The organism is Fontivita pretiosa, from assembly GCF_050410795.1.
Lineage (GTDB): Bacteria > Planctomycetota > Phycisphaerae > Tepidisphaerales > Tepidisphaeraceae > Fontivita > Fontivita pretiosa.
On the sequence record NZ_CP191258.1, the window covers coordinates 144,270 to 159,619 of the forward strand.

The following is a 15,350-nucleotide window of genomic DNA, read 5'->3' on the forward strand; positions in this document are numbered from 1 at the left end:
GGGTGCCATGGCGGGCAAGCGGAGAGACGGGGATTCGAACCCCGGATACGGGTTTGACCCCGTATAACGGTTTAGCAAACCGTCGCCTTCAGCCTCTCGGCCATCTCTCCGTACGCTTTGAATTATACGCAAAGCTAAGCAATGAGATCGCAAAAGGCAAGCCGGCGCTGGAGGAAATCCACCTCCAGGGCGCTCTGTGCGGAGAGAGCTTGCCGGGCGGGCAGGCCGGGACAGGCCAGCTCAGGTCAGCCCCGGCCAGCCCTCGGCGGGAGCCGCAGCGCGGAAGGCGTCGCGGATCTTCTGGATCACCTGCGGCGGCAGTGGGCCTTTGCGGGCATATGCCAGATTCGCCATCGCATTCTGCAGGTTGGTCGTGCCAATGATGGCGGTACTGACGCCCGGCTGGCTGAGCGTGAAACGCAGCGCGATCTCCGGCCAGACCTGCGCCGGATCGCCCTCAAAGCCCAAATCCTTCGGGGTAAGCCCCATCTTCCCCAGCCGCTCCACATAGGGCTTGGCATAGTCGCGGTACATGCCCGGCTGCTGGTCCAGGCCCTTCCACGCGGCGTTGGCGATGGGGCGCTTGGCGATCACTCCGACGTTGTTCTTCCGGGCCACCGGCAAAGCCACGTCAATATTGGCCTGATCACAGATGTTGATGGACATTTCCACGACATGGACATCGGGCAGTGTCGCGGCGTAGGCGGCGGCGTCGTTGTCGCCGCTGTAGCCGGCGAAGCGGATCTTGCCGGCACGTCTGGCTTCAAGCAGCCCGTCCAAAGCATCGCCGCTCTTCAGCGTTTGAAGGTCGCAACTGTGCAGCAGCATCACGTCGATGACGTCGGTGCGCAGCAGCCGCAACGCGCGATCGACGCTCTGGAGCACGATCTGCCGCGACCAGGCGGGGGCGGTCAGCCCGTCCACCTGCTGGCCACACTTGGAGATGAGCACGAAGTCCTTGCGGCGTGGGCTGAGGTATTCGCCGATGAACTGCTCGGAGCCCGGATAGCTGGCGGCGGTATCGATGACATTGACGCCAGCGTCGAGCAGTTGGTTGAGCATTTGGGCGATGCGTTGCGCGTCGGCCTTGAGAAACGCCGCCGGCGCGGCGCCGAAACCCACCACCGAAACCGAGAATCCTGTTCGTCCCAGCGGTCGCTTTTCCATGCCCGGCATTGTACGCCCCCACGTGCGGCGCGCCAGCGTCCAAAACTGTCGGGCGCTTCGCCGCGGGTGCGAAAGCCGCGGGCTATGAAACCAGCCTAAGCTTGCGGTGCCGCGGATCGCGCACCCAGCCGCTGATTCGCAGCACCCGCTTCTGGGCGGCCTGGAGATGCTCCAGGTATTGCTTCAGGGCCGCGTCGTCGAACTGAGCCAGGAACTGCGGCTGGGCCGAGGTGTTGATCTGCCGAATCTGCTCAATCAGTTGACGTTTGGTCATGGGGTGTTTACTTTCGCGACGGTGCCGGGCCGGTTGGCCGATGCCGTGAATTCTGCCGACTAGGTGAATCGGTCAGACGTCCGAGCCAACTTGAGGCCAGTGGCCAAGACCAGATGTAGTGGAACGGTCGAAGCAATGAGCGAAGGCACAACAGATCGGCCGCAGGGGCAAGCCGGCGCGCTGGCGGCGAGCGGCGCGGCGCCCGGGGGCAACGGGCAGCCGGGCGACGATCCGTTGGCCAAGCTGCACAAGATGTCTCGCACCGCCGGGCTTGGCAGCGCCGAGTACGTTGCGATCAACGCCACCGCTGTCGCCGCCATCATCCTCGGCTTGCTCAGCTTCGGCGCGGTCCTGAGCGAAGTGCTGCTGGTGCTGCCGCTGGCGGCGGTGGTCAGTGGCATCATCGCCATTCGCCAGATCCGAAACAGCGCCGGCACACAAACGGGACGGGGAATCGCGCTGATCGGGATTCTGCTGGGACTGGGTTTTCTGGGCGCCGTGGGAGGGGGCAAGCTGTTGCACCTGCGAGAGGTCCGTCAGGAACGCGGAAAGATCATCGCCCTGATCGAACAGTTCGGACAGAACCTCAGTCGCGGCGACTTTGAGGCAGTCTGGGAGCAGTTCAGCCCGCGATTTCACCAGCGCGTGCGCAAGGAAGATTTCCTGAACCTGTTGAGCCGCATGACCAGCAGCCCCTACTACGGCAAGGTGCTGGGTGTACGATCCACGGGGATCGTGGATGTGGAGCGCGATCCGCAAACCGGCGTGTACTACGGGCGGGGGATGATTCTGGTGGACCTTGAAAAGTCACAGGAAGATGATCGTCGCGCGGCGCTGTTCAGCAAGACCAGCCAGGGGCAATGGGTGTTCGAAGACATCGAAGGGTATTTCCAGTCGATCTTCCTGACGCCGCAGCAAATGCAGCAGCGCTCGGCGCAGCCGCAAGGTCCGCCCCCGCCCGGCGGGCAATAACGACCGCCAGCCGAGAAGCACATCCACGCCGTCTCTGGGGGACTGCCAATGCGATCCGGGGAATTTCAAGGGCATCTGCCGAGGCGTCCGATAATTTCCGTGACAGCGTTGGTCGGACCGATAGCTCAGCGCCCGTTGGCATCAAGCCGATACGCGGAAGGGGACGTTGTGTCCCGTGCCGCAGAATCGCATGACGCTGACGAGGCTGACCATGACCACCGCCAGGAAGACGCGCCGCCCCGGCCGCGCGCGCCGGAGGCTGAACTGGGCACTGATCGGAGCTGCGTTTGTGACCGTCCTCGCCACCGCCGCCGGATGCTCCGGGAAACATGCGCCCGCGTCCCCGTCACGAGCGGACTCGTCGAAGACGGACGGCTCGATCGCGCCGGCGCAAATCCAGGCGATGACGTCGCCTTCGTTTGATCCATTGATGGGTGTTCCACCGTCGCCGAAGGTCAATGTCTTTGGCGAGTTCGACGGCGTGCAGCGCTCCGCCACGACGCGCTTCGCCGAGGCCGGCTTCCAGCAGCACACCTACCTCGACGACGGCTACGACATGGACGTGGCGCTGGACCCGACCGGAAAGTGGCTGGTCTTTTCCAGCACTCGGCACTCGGAGCATTCCGACATCTACATGCAGAAAGTGGACGGGCTGTCGGTGACGCAACTTACCAGCGACGAGGCCGACGATGCGTTTCCCGTGTTCAGTCCCGACGGCAGCAGGATCGCCTTCTGCTCCACCCGCGGCGGAAACTGGGACATCTACCTGATGGACGCCGACGGAAAGAATCCGGTGCAGATCACCAGCGGCCCGATGCACGAAATCCATCCCAGCTTCAGCCCGGACGGACAGCGGCTGGTCTACTGCGCCATGAGCAACCGCAGCGGGCAGTGGGAGCTGTGGACGGTCAACCTGAGCGACGGCCAGAGGCGGATGATCGGCTATGGGCTGTTTCCGGTCTGGTCGCCGAATCGGCAGAAGGACCAGATCGCGTTTCAGAAAGCACGGGCGCGGGGATCGCGGTGGTTCAGCCTGTGGACTCTGGATCTGGTTGACGGCGAGGCGCGGCGGGTGACGGAGGTTGCCGTCAGCTCCAACGCCGCGATCGTCTCGCCGAGCTGGAGTCCGGACGGCACGAAGCTCAGCTTCGTGACCATCGTCGAGCCGGGACGCTATAGCGACAACCGGCCACGCACACAGCAGCAGGACATCTGGACGGTCAATGCGGATGGAACCAACCGCCGGCGGATCACCGACGGCGCGGGCCTCTACGCCACGCCGTTCTGGGGCAGCGACAACCGGATCTATTTTGTCAGCGACCGCGGCGGGACGGAGTGCATCTGGTCGGCCCGGGCTGATCAGACGCTCAGCACCGCCACCGTCAAAACCGATACACAGCAGGTGGAGCCGTAGGATCGCACGTGCCCCGCCGGCGCTTCATGGATGAGGCGATGAACCAGAACCATGGATGGATCGTTTTAAGGCTGTGCGCCTGCATCGCAATGGTTGCGGTGGGCTGCGCTCAGAAGCCCAAGCCCTACGGCACGGAGCGTCCGCTGGCCTGGCCAGGCACGAGAACCCAGGTCTGGGCCGTGGCGCCCGCGATCAATCTGAGCGGGCAGGATCAGGTGGATCCGCTGCTCCAGGGCGATCTGGTGTATCAGCAGCTCCAGCAGGTTCGCGGGATCACGGCGATTCCGGTGAACCGGGTGGCCGAGGTGTACGCCAGCCTGCGGATCGAGAAGGTTCAGTCGCCGGAGCAGGCGGCTCTGGTGTGCGATCTGCTGGGCTGCGACGGGCTGGTGGTGACGACGGTGACGGCGTACGACCCGTACGACCCGCCGAAGCTGGGCGCCGCGTTGCAGTTGCTGGCGGCACCGGGTTCGTTCGCCCGTCCGGCGGCAATTGATGTTCGCGAGCTGGCGAGGCGAGCCTCCCCGCCGCCGCAACAGTCGCTGCCCCCGCCGGGGCAATCGCCGTCAGACGTTGTGCAGGTCGTGGGAATGTTCGATGCCGCCAACGGCTCGGTGAGGCAACAATTGCTTCTGTATGCCGAGGGACGCAACGACCCGCAGGGCCCGCTCGGAAGCAAGGAATACTTCGTGAACATGGATCGCTATTGCGGGTTTGTTTATCACCGGTTGATCGCGGAGCTGATCGACCGGGCCGCCGCCGGCCGATAGCTTCGCCCGTGCGCGGGGCAACGAGACGGATTAACCGAGGACTGGGATATGGGGCAACGGGATACGCATCAATCGCAGCCACAGCCGCCGGCATCGACGCCCGCGGGACAGGTCGAATGCCGCACGCTGTCGCTGGTGAAGGGCAAGCACCACTTCTGTTTCCGATATGAAGTCGGACAGGAGGCCAAAGTCCTGGACGCGCTGATCGAGCTGGTCAACCGTCGCGACGTCGCCTTCGACTGGTTCGACGCCGCCGTCCTCTCGCATCAGCTCGGGCAGCATTTGGCCAAAGAATTGAAGGGCTTTTTGCCGAAGAAAGCTGCGTGAGAGTTATCGGATTTGCGATCAGGGATTTGCGGATTCGGATCTGAAGGCAGATCGGCAATCGGCAATCCGCGATCAGCAGGGTCCATCTCACCTCCCACAGTCTTCGCCGACTGAGACAACCGAGCAGCAGTTTGTCTCGCCGCCGGCCGCGGAGTGGCCTGCGGCAATGGGCCAACGCGCGGGGTCTGTTGTGTCGCCGCCCGAGGCGCGCGTGGCATGCGTCACCGGAATGTCCATCTGCGCCATTGTGCGGACTCTATGAACAGCGCAAGCGCTCCTGCCGCGACCGGTTCCCCGGCCGTGGAAATCAACAAACCGTCGTCGGCGCCGCAAAGCTCCAACGCCATCGGCGCCGTGCCCCAGCCGAAGAACTTCTCTCCGCTGGTCCGACAGTTCCTGGATTATCTCAAACTCGAGCGGCACTTCAGCGACTACACCATCAAGAGCTACGGCGCCGACCTGATTCAGTTCGGGCAGTTCCTCAATGGTGAAATCGGCGCCGGCTCCGCGACGCAAACCCAGCAGGCCTTCGCCCAGGGCATGCCCCTGGATGAACGTCTGCTCAAGTGCGAGCCGCTGACCATCCGCGAGTTCCTGGCCTATCTCTACGGCCAGAACTACACCAAGAGCACCACCGCGCGGAAGCTGGCCACGCTGCGCAGCTTTTACAAGTTCCTCATCCGTCGCGGCCTGCTCAGCGTCAACCCGCTCAGCACCATCCGCACCCCCAAGCAGGAAAAACGCCTGCCCAAAACGCTCGATCTGGAGCAGGTGCAGAAGCTGCTGGACGCCCCCGGCGACGCCGACCTGCTCAGCGCGCGCGACAAGGCCATGCTCGAGGTGCTCTACAGCTCCGGCATCCGTGTCAGCGAGCTGGTCGAGCTGGAGATGCAGGACATCGACCTTCAGGAAGGCGTGCTCCGCGTCCGCGGCAAGGGTCGCAAGGACCGGCTCACCCCCATCGGCAGCCAGGCCATCAAGGCGCTTCAGCGCTACTTCGAGCTGCGCCAGCTCGACAGCCGCTGCCAGCAGAGCACCCACGCTTCTCGAGTGTTCCTGAACAAGCATGGCGAGCCGTTGAGCACCCGAAGCGTCAGGCGAAAGCTGGACAAATACCTGGTGCAGGCCGGGCTGGATCCTGGCATCAGCCCGCACACGCTGCGCCACAGTTTCGCCACGCACCTGCTGAACAACGGCGCCGATCTGCGATCCGTGCAGGAGCTGCTCGGGCATCAGTCCCTCAGCACCACGCAGATCTACACGCACCTGACGACCAGCCGGATCAAGCAGGCTTACGACGCCGCGCATCCACGCGCCAACGAGGGAACGATTCCGCATCCGGCCGCCACAGGAAGGGATCTGCCCCGGTATCAGAAGGCGGTTTGAGCGTCCATCGCATTCCCGGGAGAGGAACGGGCCGCCACCTGCGGATTCGCGGTCATCGACACATCGGTGCCGCGCCGCCGCACGTGGCGGCTTCTTTTGTGTTCAGCGCTGTCGCTGCCTCAGCCACTGCCTTCTCCACTGCGGCATCTGCGCTTCGGTGACATCCTTCCACAATCCCCGCCCCTTTTTGCGAGCTTCATTCTCCGTCATCTCATACTGCGGGCGGTACGAGTGGCGGAAGCGGCGATCGGCATACGCCTGGCCGTCGCGTATCAGATCCAGATTCAAACAGTCGCTGTCGCTGAGGTAGACGTAAGCCAGCAGTCGTCCGTAGCGGTCGCGGGTCTGGGTGGATTCCAGCCGCAGCGTCACCGCCCGGCCAAGGGTCCGGGCCCGCACGTAATCGCGCGCTTCTGCGGCCCAGTGAGAGTCGGGAAGCTCCGGCGCGTCAATGCCGATCAGCCGGACGGGAACTTCGCTGGCGGCATCGCGGATGCGGATGGTGTCGCCATCGACGACATGGGCGACGGGAAAAGTCTGGTGATCGTAGCGGTTCCAGTCGCTGCCGCGGTCGGCCAGCCGTTCGATCGCCGCCGCCAGCGCCAGCAGGATCGCCAGCAGCACCCCCGCGGCCCCCGCCACTCGCCGCCGACGCAGCGGGCCGCCCAACTTGATCCTTCGCCGCTTCATCGGACGCAGGCCGTCGGTGGTCGGTGACATGTGCTCATCCAGCACACGTCACTGCCCCCGGTCATTCACCACTGCTGCTACCTCGCCTTTTCCAGCTCGAAGGCATCGTGCACGATCTGAAGCGCCCGCGGGCCGTCTTCCTTGCGGATGATGCACGAGATCTTGATCTCGCTGGTGGTGATGTTCTCGATGTTGATCTTCGCGTCCGCCAGCGCCTTGAACATCCGCTGCGCTACCCCCGTGTGCGTTCGCATTCCCACGCCCACAACGCTCACCTTGGCCAGCTTGTCGTTGTAGATCGGCTGCGTCGTGCCCCCCAGCTCCCTGACCAGGCGATCGACCACCGGCTTGATATCGTGCAGGTCGCCGTGTTCCACCGTGAAGCTGATGTTGGCCGTCCCGTCGTCCATGACGTTCTGAATGATGTCGTCCACGACGATATTGGCGGCGGCGATGTCACCGAAGATCCTGGCGGCCACGCCGGGCCGGTCCGGCACCGACTTGATCGTCACCCGCACCAGGTCTTTCTTCAATGCCGCGCCCGATACAACGATGTGTTCCATGTTCGGTGTCTCCGCCACGATCCACGTGCCTTCGTTGTCGTTCTGGCTGTTGCGCACGTGCAGCTTCACGTTGTACTTCTTGGCAAACTCCACCGCCCGCGTCTGGAGCACCGATGCCCCCAGCCCGCTCAGCTCCAGCATCTCGTCATAGCTGATCCGGTCGATCTTGCGCGCGCCTTTGACGATGCGCGGGTCGGCAGTGTAGATGCCGTCCACGTCGGTATAGTTCTCGCAGACATCGGCATTAAGCACCGCCCCCAGCGCCACCAGCGTCGCGTTGCTGCCGCCGCGGCCAAGCGTCGTGAAATCCCCTTCAGGGGTGATGCCCTGGAATCCGGCCACAATCACGATCTTGCCGGCGCGGAGCTGATCGAAAATCCGCTGTTTGTTGATCGACTGGATGCGCGCCTTGGTGAAGGCGCTGTCGGTCACCAGCCCGATCTGTCCGCCGGTGAAGCTGATCGCCTGGTGTCCCTGCGCGTGGATGGCCATCGCCATCAGGGCGATGGTCACCTGCTCGCCCGTGGCCAGAAGCTGGTCCATTTCGCGTTTGGGCGGGCTGACCTCCTTGCCGCCGTAGGAACAGACCTGTTTGGCCAGAGCGATCAGCTCGTCGGTGGTGTCGCCCATGGCGCTGACGACGACGACGACCTCGTTGCCCTTTTCCTTGGCCGCGATCGCCCGCCGAGCCGCGCGGTGAATCTTCTCCGCATCCGCCACGCTCGTGCCGCCGAATTTCTGTACGATGAGACCCATAGATTGGGGTCGAATTATAGTAAGGAGCAGGCAATCCTCAATGCCGCCGGGGAGGAACCGATCCGGCAGATGTCAGCCAATTGCCCTGACGCGATACCCCAAGATGGGCGGCGCCGCGCGACCACGTGCCGCGAATTGCCGCCAACCCCGCCCCGCCGCTCATGCACTGCCGCCACGCAGGAAGTACGCCATCAGCTCATGCCCCGGGTCGATCATCAGCTTGCTGGTGGCGGCGGCGGACTCGCCGTAGACCTGCTGGCCGTCGGGCTGGACCTTTGTCCCGGCCAGGCAGAACGGCACCGGAGCGTAGCCGTGCTTTCGCGTGCTGATATTCGTCGGGTGGTCGGGCATCACCAGGATCCGCCACTCGGCAAAGCTCATCAGCTTCTCCAGCACCGGCCCGACGATGTATTTGTCGATGTGCTCGATCGATTCGACTTTGGTTTTCCAGTCAGCCTGGTGGGACGCCTCGTCGGGGGCCTCGATGTGCGAGAGAACCAGGTCGTACTGATCGAGCATCTGGCAGGTGGCCTGTCCCTGGGCGGCATAGTTGGTGTCGTGGAAGCTGGTCATGCCGGCGACTTCGCGCACGTCCCAGCCCAGCAGCACCGCCAGCCCGCGCAGCAGGTCCACACCGGTGATCATGCAACCCGACGCCACGCCAAAGCGATCGACGAACTTTTCCAGGTTCGGGGCGTGTCCCTGGCCCCAGAGCCAGACCTGTGTCGCGGGGTTTTTCTTCATCTCGCGACGAAGGTGATTCACCTCGTGCGTCTGGAACAACTCCCGCGATTCATCCATGATCTGTCGCAGGAACATCGCGCCCATTCCCGTCGGCAGATACTTTTCGATCGGCTCGCCGGGGATCTCGTGCGGCGGCTTGGTCGTGACCTCGAATTCCTGCTGCCCGCGATAGACCAGCAGGTTCCGGTAGCTCACGCCGGGATAAAACTCGAAGCCCGGAATCCTGATGCGGGCCTTGAGATCGTCCAGCAGCCGGCGTGCTTCGGCGTCGGTGATCCCGCCGGCAGAGTGATCCTTCATGACCCCGTCAATCACGGTGACCAGATTGCAGCGGAACACCCAGTCGCTGGGCGCGAGCGGGATGCGCTGGGCGGCGGCTTCGAGCGGGGCGCGGCCGGTGTGATACCTGGCCGGGTCGTATCCCAGCAGGGTCATGATCGCCACGTCCGAGCCGCTCTCGAATCCGGGCGGAACGGTGCGCGCCAGTCCCTGCCGCCCCATGGACGCAATGCGATCCATGTTGGGCGTGTTGGCCGCCTCCAGCGGCGTGCGGCCGTTCAGTTCCTTCAGCGGCTCATCGGCCGCCCCGTCGGGGATGATGATGGCGTATTTCATGTGGTTCCGGCGTCAGCTCACTTGCGACGGTCAGGATAAACGAATTGCCGGACCTTGACCATCATCTGCGCGTTGGCCAGAGGCGCTTGATAACCGAAGGGCATTACGTTTTGATCTGAGCGGATCGCTGAACAGCGTTCATCGTCCTGACGACGAAAACTGCCCAGCGACCATCACGGGGATTGCCAGGGAGGCATGATCAGCATGAAGGCCATTCGGGTGCACGAGTTTGGTCCGCCGGAAGTGATGAGGCTGGAAGAGGTGCCCGACCCGCAGCCGCAGGCCGGGCAGGTGGTGCTCAGGGTGCACGCGATCGGCGTGAATCCTGTCGAGACGTACATCCGATCCGGGACGTACGCCGCCAAACCGGCACTTCCGTACACACCGGGCAGCGACGCGGCGGGCGTGGTCGAAGCTGTGGGCCAGGGAGTTACGAACCTTAAGCCCGGAGACCGCGTCTACACCACCGGCACGCTCAGCGGCGCCTACGCCGAAAAAGCCCTCTGCCGCGCCGATCAATGCCATCCGCTGCCTGAGACACTCAGCTTCGAGCAGGGAGCGGCGGTGAACGTGCCGTACACGACCGCCTACCGCGCGATTTACCAGCGTGCCGCGGCCAGGCCGGGACAGACCGTCCTGGTTCACGGCGCAACCGGCGGCGTGGGAATCGCCTGTGTGCAGTTCTGCGTTGCGGCCGGGATGACCGTAATCGGCACCGGCGGCACCGAGCAGGGACGCAGGCTTGTGCTCGAACAGGGCGCAGCACATGTCCTGGACCATCGCTCCGATGGGTACCTCGATCAACTCATGCAATGGACCGGGGGACGAGGCGTGGACGTGATCCTGGAGATGCTGGCCAACGTGAACCTCGGCAAGGACCTGCCGGTACTGGCCGGCGGCGGAGCCGTGGTGGTGATCGGCAGCCGAGGGCCGGTGCAGATCAATCCTCGCGATCTGATGCGAAGCAACGGGCGAATCGTGGGCCTGCTGGGTGGCAAGACCGAGGAGTACACCGAGGCGCATGCCGCAGTCGCCGCCGGATTGCGGGCCGGCATCCTTCGTCCGGTCGTGGGTAAGAGAATCCCCCTGGCCGAGGCGCCGCGGGCACACCACGAGATCATCGAAGGCACGGCCCTGGGCAAGCTGGTGATGATTCCGTAAGCGGGCAGAGGGATGCGAGCCGAGCGCAGACGCCTTCAACCCTTTGCCAGGCACCAGGCGACCGTGTTGAGCCACAATTGTCGCATGGCCGGACACTCAAAGGCTCGCATGTCGTGTCCGTTGGCCAGGTAGGCGGTCTTGCCCGCGCCGATGATTCGGCCGCCCTCGGCAGTGATGACCATCGGGTGCTGCCGGCCGTCGTGCTCGGCGATGGCATGGACGTTTATGTCCAGCCCCGGAGTGAAGACCAGATCCTGGTACATTTCGTCCATGATCGTGTAGTCGCTGACATTGCTGATGACCGGATGACGCGTCGGGAGGATGCGCACGCGAAACTCGGCCGGCGGAAGCTGCGTGCTGATGCCTTCGATCCACGTGAAGCCCACCAACTCGCCAAAGCGGGGCCAGTCGTCGTAGCTGGCGATCGCCGCGTGGGCCGCGAGGATCGGCCTGCCGCTGGCGACGTATCTCTCAAAAGCGCGGCGATGCGTCTCTGTCGGCGAGCGGTATTCCCGCCCCCACCCACTCCAGTGCATCCCCATCAGCACCAGCAGATCGCACTCATTCAGGTGCTCGAACGCCGCCAGACCCTCCGCCTTATGGCAGGCGAATTCCTCGCCCAGCCATTCGATGATCACACTGGCCTGGTGGCTGCTGGGATGGTACTCCGGCCCGCCGACGTGGAAGATGATTCGAGGACGTGTGCTCATCGTGTGGGCTCAGTTTAGCTTCCTGATCGGACAACGCGATGCCGCCACGCCAATTTCCGACAAGCCCGCCGGCCTGGCGGCCTTCGCCGCTGCGCCCGGCGGACGCTGGCCGCCGGCCGAATGCTGCCCAGCCCTGTGCTTTTGACATGCTCCGGCGGGGCTCATAAACTGCCGCGCTTTGGCCACCGGGAGTACGATGTCCTGATGATCAACACGGCGATCAACAAGGCCTCGGCGCTGGTCGAGGCGCTGTCCTATATCCAGCGATTTCACAACAAAGTGGTGGTGGTGAAGATCGGTGGCTCGATCATGGACGACGAGCAGGTCCTGTCCACCATTCTTACCGACATCGTCTTCATGAACTATGTCGGCATGCAGCCGATCCTGGTGCATGGCGGAGGCAAGGCGATCAACCAGGCGATGGAGGCGGCAGGCCTCAAGCCGCAGATGGTGCTGGGACGCCGATATACCGACGAGCGCACGCTGGCCATCGCCGAGCACGTGCTGTGCAATCAGATCAACCGCTTCATCGTGAACTTCATCCAGAGCCAGGGATGCGAGGCGATGGGCCTGCACAGCCTCAGCAGCGTGGTGCTGTTCGCGGAAAAGACGTACGTGCAGCAGCCGGACGGTCGGCGCGTGGACCTGGGCTATGTCGGAGAGGTGACCAGCGTCAACGCGCGGCTGCTCCAGTTGCTGGTGCAGGCAGATTCGATCCCGTGCATCGCGACGATCGCGCGCGACCAGGCCGGCGGAAAGCTGAACGTCAACGCCGACACCGCCGCCGGCGCCGTCGCCGCCGCCATGAAAGCCGAGAAGCTCGTGGTGGTCTCCGACACCCACGGCATCCGCCGCGATGTCAACGACCCCGAGAGCCGCATCAGTCACCTGACCGTGGCGCAGATCGACGAGCTGGTCAAAACGGGCGTGATCACCAGCGGGATGCTGCCCAAGGTCGAGGCGTGCGTCACGGCGCTTCGCGGCGGCGTGAACAAGGCGCACATCATCGACGGCCGCATCCCCCACGCCCTGCTGCTGGAGATTTACACCGAGGCGGGGATTGGAACAGAAATCGTCCTGTAAGGAGAAGGATGAGCGATGAAGAATCAGGGATGAAATGCCTGTTCATTCACCCCTGATCCTTCGGCCTCCATCCTTGCATTCATGAAGCATTTCATTTCCATCGCCGAAACCCCTGTTCAAGAGCTGCGACACGTGCTGGATGTGGCGCATGAACTGAAGGCGCAGTTCAAGACGACCGGGCGCAACGACCCGATCCTGGCGAACCGGACGCTGGCGATGATTTTCGAGAAGCCCTCGCTGCGGACGCGCGTGAGCTTCGCGGTGGCGATGACGCAGCTCGGAGGAAGCGGGCTGCTGCTGCGCGACGAGGAGATCGGCCTGGGGCGACGCGAGCCGGTGCAGGACATCGCCCGCGTGCTGAGCGGAATGTGCGACGGGATCATGGCCCGCACCTTCGAGCATGAGAAGGTCACGATGCTCGCCAAATATGCCACCGTTCCGGTCATCAATGGCCTGACCGATTTCAGCCATCCCTGTCAGGCGATGGCGGACATCATGACCCTCCAGGAGCACTTCGGCCGAAACCTGCAAGGCCGCACGCTTGCGTACGTCGGCGACGGCAACAACGTGGCGCGGTCGCTGGCGGTGGCGTGCGGAAAGTTCGGGCTTCGGTTCATCCTGGCTTCTCCGCCCAGTTATGAGCTGTCGCGCGAAGACGTCGATCGCATCATGTCGCAGGTTCCGCAGATGGATTTTCAAATCACGCACGACCCTGTGGAGGCCGTCAAGGAAGCCGACGCCGTCTACACCGACACCTGGGTCAGCATGGGCCAGGAGGCCGAAAAGGCCAAACGCCTGCGGGATTTCCAGGGCTATCAGATTGACGAGAAGCTGATGTCGCACGCCCCCAAACACGCGGTGGTGCTGCATTGCCTCCCGGCGTATCGCGGACTGGAGATCAGTGACGCGGTCATCGAAGGCCCCCGTTCGCTGGTGTTTCCACAGGCGGAAAACCGGCTGCACTTCCAGAAAGGCCTGCTGGCGGTGCTGCTGGCACACCTGTAGCAGCGGAAGACTCCCCGCCGCGACTTCTGCGCCCAGGGTCAACTTGGCCGCCGCGCGCCGCCGGATCGCTCGCTTGCTTCTGCCTGCCGGTGCCCCATAATGCCGCCACGCCCGCGATGATCAATCCGATGCGCCTGCGTCCGGCCAAGTCCCTGATCATCCCGATGTCGTTCTGCGCGATCGTGCTGAGCCTGGGGTGGCTGGCCCGCTCCTTCGAGTACGACACCGACGAAGGATTGAACCTGATGAAGTCGCTGCTGATGCTCCGAGGGCATCGGCTTTACAGCGAGATCTGGTCTGATCAGCCGCCGCTGTTCACGTACCTGCTGGCCTGGCTGTTCAAATGGACCGGACCCGGCGTGATGGTCGGGCGGATGCTGGTGCTGGCGTTCTCGGCACTGCTGCTCTGGTCGCTGTACCAGACCCTCTCGATTCTGGAGGATCAGCGCTATGCGCTGTGGGCCACGCTGCTGTTGGCCGGCTCCACCTGGTATGCGCTGTTCAGCTTTTCGGTGATGATCGGATTGCCCGCGTTGTCGCTGGCCATGGTGTCGATCTGGCTGATGGCGGAGTTTCGCCGACGCGGGCATAGCCGCTTGCCCGCGATCCTGCTGCCTGCGCTGGCAGGGTCGGCGGCGGCCATGTCGATGCAGACCAAGCTGTTTACGGCGGCGGCGATGCCGCTGCTGGCCGCCGTCTGCGTGGCGCCGCTGGGCGATCAGATGCCAAAGCTCTCACGGCGGCGGCGGTACGTTGCCCTGGCGGTAACGGCCGCCTCCGCAGCCCTCAGCTTCGCACTCATCGCCTGCGTGACGCGGATTGACCTGCAACAACTGACGCGATCCCACGTGGAAGCCTCCACTGCCGACATCTCGCAGGGCGATCAGGGCCTGTCGCTGGTGCCACGCGCCTGGACGCTGCTGCGCCGCGACTGGCATCTGGTCGTCCTGATGCTCATCGGGCTGTCTGTCGGCACCGCCAGCGGCCATGCTCGGACAGGACCAGGGGCACGCTCGCGCTGGCGGGTGTGGTTGCCGATGGTCTGGTTCGCAGTTGCGGCCGTCGCATTGCAGATTCATCGCCCGGTCTGGAAGCACCACGGGCTGTTGTTGACGATTCCGGCCTCGTGGGCGGCGGCCAGGGGGCTGCTGTGGTTGCGAGATGCAGCCTGGCCGAAATCAGACGCATATCCCGCTCCGGCCGACCCGACACGTCGCCGCTGGCTTGTCGCCGCGGGAATCGCACTGAGCTGCTGGCTGGTCTATGCCGCCATTCGCGGCGCGGTTCGGCTGTTCGACAGGCAGGCCGACTCCGGCTACGCGATGGTCAATATCCTTCAATCGCACGCACCGATGACACGCTGGGTCTACGCCGACCGGGTGATGGCGCCGTTTCGGGCGGGTCTGTCGGTACCGCCGGCGCTGGCGGTGGTGTCCACTAAACGCCAGCGGGCCGGAGAACTGGATGACCGCATGCTGCTGGAGGTGCTGCAGCAGTACCGCCCCGAGCAGGTGATCATCGGCCGGCTGAGTTACGGTCCGGCGTTCATGCAATACCTGGAATCGCACTATCGCCGCGGCTACAGCACCGCGCCTCCGGTCCTCCAGACGCACTATCTGCGAAACGATCTGCCGTGAATCGTCACTGACCCGATCGCAACGAACAACAGTCCTGGGCTGACAAAAAGAGACGGGGCCGTCCCTCCGGAGCGGC

The 15,350-nt window shown here is 64.2% G+C and carries 15 protein-coding genes and 1 tRNA gene; 9 read left to right on the forward strand and 7 right to left on the reverse strand.

Annotated elements, in window-relative coordinates; genetic code table 11:
• Positions 1-19 precede the first annotated feature (19 nt).
• The 3 genes from ACQS5P_RS00560 to ACQS5P_RS00570 all read right to left on the reverse strand — a co-directional run bounded on the left by ACQS5P_RS00560 (position 20) and on the right by ACQS5P_RS00570 (position 1,441).
• Positions 20-110: transfer RNA gene (locus ACQS5P_RS00560), tRNA-Ser, on the reverse strand.
• 130 nt (positions 111-240) lie between these two features.
• Entirely contained in the window at positions 241-1,167 is a 927-nt protein-coding gene (locus tag ACQS5P_RS00565; RefSeq protein WP_428938957.1) for an aldo/keto reductase, read from the reverse strand.
• 82 nt (positions 1,168-1,249) lie between these two features.
• Positions 1,250-1,441: a hypothetical protein gene (locus tag ACQS5P_RS00570; RefSeq protein WP_428938958.1), complete on the reverse strand. Its 192-nt coding sequence runs from the start codon at positions 1,439-1,441 to the stop codon at positions 1,250-1,252.
• Positions 1,442-1,576: 135 nt separating this feature from the next.
• On the opposite strand from ACQS5P_RS00570, the gene ACQS5P_RS00575 reads away from it, so the two are divergent.
• From ACQS5P_RS00575 to xerC, 5 genes are all read left to right on the forward strand, one after another.
• On the forward strand, positions 1,577-2,413 hold the full coding sequence (locus ACQS5P_RS00575) for a DUF4190 domain-containing protein (RefSeq protein ID WP_428938959.1): 837 nt from the start codon (positions 1,577-1,579) through the stop codon (positions 2,411-2,413).
• Between the two features lie 430 nt (positions 2,414-2,843).
• Positions 2,844-3,827 carry a TolB family protein gene (locus ACQS5P_RS00580; RefSeq protein WP_428938960.1) on the forward strand — a complete coding sequence of 328 codons (984 nt, stop codon included), beginning with the start codon at positions 2,844-2,846 and terminating at the stop codon, positions 3,825-3,827.
• A gap of 38 nt (positions 3,828-3,865) precedes the next feature.
• Positions 3,866-4,597, forward strand: a complete 732-nt coding sequence (locus tag ACQS5P_RS00585; protein WP_428938961.1) for a hypothetical protein — start codon at positions 3,866-3,868, stop codon at positions 4,595-4,597.
• Between the two features lie 48 nt (positions 4,598-4,645).
• Positions 4,646-4,924 carry a hypothetical protein gene (locus ACQS5P_RS00590; protein ID WP_428938962.1) on the forward strand — a complete coding sequence of 93 codons (279 nt, stop codon included), beginning with the start codon at positions 4,646-4,648 and terminating at the stop codon, positions 4,922-4,924.
• A gap of 300 nt (positions 4,925-5,224) precedes the next feature.
• On the forward strand, positions 5,225-6,310 hold the full coding sequence (gene xerC / locus ACQS5P_RS00595) for a tyrosine recombinase XerC (RefSeq protein ID WP_428938963.1): 1,086 nt from the start codon (positions 5,225-5,227) through the stop codon (positions 6,308-6,310).
• 102 nt (positions 6,311-6,412) lie between these two features.
• Here the strand turns inward: xerC and ACQS5P_RS00600 are convergent, their stop codons facing one another.
• The 3 genes from ACQS5P_RS00600 to ACQS5P_RS00610 form a co-directional block, all read right to left on the reverse strand.
• Positions 6,413-7,030 (reverse strand): thermonuclease family protein, encoded by a 618-nt coding sequence (locus tag ACQS5P_RS00600; protein WP_428938964.1) that lies wholly within the window; start codon positions 7,028-7,030, stop codon positions 6,413-6,415.
• 47 nt (positions 7,031-7,077) lie between these two features.
• Positions 7,078-8,319 carry an aspartate kinase gene (locus ACQS5P_RS00605; protein ID WP_428938965.1) on the reverse strand — a complete coding sequence of 414 codons (1,242 nt, stop codon included), beginning with the start codon at positions 8,317-8,319 and terminating at the stop codon, positions 7,078-7,080.
• A gap of 159 nt (positions 8,320-8,478) precedes the next feature.
• Positions 8,479-9,678: a cofactor-independent phosphoglycerate mutase gene (locus ACQS5P_RS00610; RefSeq protein WP_428938966.1), complete on the reverse strand. Its 1,200-nt coding sequence runs from the start codon at positions 9,676-9,678 to the stop codon at positions 8,479-8,481.
• Between the two features lie 204 nt (positions 9,679-9,882).
• On the opposite strand from ACQS5P_RS00610, the gene ACQS5P_RS00615 reads away from it, so the two are divergent.
• Positions 9,883-10,839 (forward strand): NADPH:quinone reductase, encoded by a 957-nt coding sequence (locus tag ACQS5P_RS00615; protein WP_428938967.1) that lies wholly within the window; start codon positions 9,883-9,885, stop codon positions 10,837-10,839.
• Between the two features lie 35 nt (positions 10,840-10,874).
• On the opposite strand, the gene ACQS5P_RS00620 is transcribed toward ACQS5P_RS00615, so the two are convergent.
• The gene (locus ACQS5P_RS00620; protein WP_428938968.1) at positions 10,875-11,549 is read right to left on the reverse strand and encodes a ThuA domain-containing protein; all 675 of its coding nucleotides are present in this window, start codon (positions 11,547-11,549) and stop codon (positions 10,875-10,877) included.
• A 204-nt stretch (positions 11,550-11,753) separates the two neighbouring features.
• On the opposite strand from ACQS5P_RS00620, the gene argB reads away from it, so the two are divergent.
• The 3 genes from argB to ACQS5P_RS00635 all read left to right on the forward strand — a co-directional run bounded on the left by argB (position 11,754) and on the right by ACQS5P_RS00635 (position 15,274).
• Positions 11,754-12,632, forward strand: a complete 879-nt coding sequence (argB, locus tag ACQS5P_RS00625; RefSeq protein ID WP_428938969.1) for an acetylglutamate kinase — start codon at positions 11,754-11,756, stop codon at positions 12,630-12,632.
• 81 nt (positions 12,633-12,713) lie between these two features.
• A complete protein-coding gene (gene argF / locus ACQS5P_RS00630) occupies positions 12,714-13,637 on the forward strand; it encodes an ornithine carbamoyltransferase (RefSeq protein ID WP_428938970.1) in 924 nt (307 codons plus the stop codon).
• A gap of 89 nt (positions 13,638-13,726) precedes the next feature.
• Positions 13,727-15,274 carry an ArnT family glycosyltransferase gene (locus ACQS5P_RS00635; protein ID WP_428938971.1) on the forward strand — a complete coding sequence of 516 codons (1,548 nt, stop codon included), beginning with the start codon at positions 13,727-13,729 and terminating at the stop codon, positions 15,272-15,274.
• Positions 15,275-15,350: the final 76 nt, after the last annotated feature.

Coding starts and splice junctions, on each gene's coding strand:
- ACQS5P_RS00615 (WP_428938967.1), top strand. CDS start 9,883: ATGAAGGCCATTCGGGTGCACGAGTTTGGTCCGCCGGAAGTGATGAGG.
- ACQS5P_RS00605 (WP_428938965.1), bottom strand. CDS start 8,319: ATGGGTCTCATCGTACAGAAATTCGGCGGCACGAGCGTGGCGGATGCG.
- argF (WP_428938970.1), top strand. CDS start 12,714: ATGAAGCATTTCATTTCCATCGCCGAAACCCCTGTTCAAGAGCTGCGA.
- ACQS5P_RS00565 (WP_428938957.1), bottom strand. CDS start 1,167: ATGGAAAAGCGACCGCTGGGACGAACAGGATTCTCGGTTTCGGTGGTG.
- ACQS5P_RS00580 (WP_428938960.1), top strand. CDS start 2,844: ATGGGTGTTCCACCGTCGCCGAAGGTCAATGTCTTTGGCGAGTTCGAC.
- ACQS5P_RS00570 (WP_428938958.1), bottom strand. CDS start 1,441: ATGACCAAACGTCAACTGATTGAGCAGATTCGGCAGATCAACACCTCG.
- argB (WP_428938969.1), top strand. CDS start 11,754: ATGATCAACACGGCGATCAACAAGGCCTCGGCGCTGGTCGAGGCGCTG.
- ACQS5P_RS00585 (WP_428938961.1), top strand. CDS start 3,866: ATGAACCAGAACCATGGATGGATCGTTTTAAGGCTGTGCGCCTGCATC.
- ACQS5P_RS00620 (WP_428938968.1), bottom strand. CDS start 11,549: ATGAGCACACGTCCTCGAATCATCTTCCACGTCGGCGGGCCGGAGTAC.
- ACQS5P_RS00600 (WP_428938964.1), bottom strand. CDS start 7,030: ATGTCACCGACCACCGACGGCCTGCGTCCGATGAAGCGGCGAAGGATC.
- ACQS5P_RS00575 (WP_428938959.1), top strand. CDS start 1,577: ATGAGCGAAGGCACAACAGATCGGCCGCAGGGGCAAGCCGGCGCGCTG.
- ACQS5P_RS00590 (WP_428938962.1), top strand. CDS start 4,646: ATGGGGCAACGGGATACGCATCAATCGCAGCCACAGCCGCCGGCATCG.
- ACQS5P_RS00610 (WP_428938966.1), bottom strand. CDS start 9,678: ATGAAATACGCCATCATCATCCCCGACGGGGCGGCCGATGAGCCGCTG.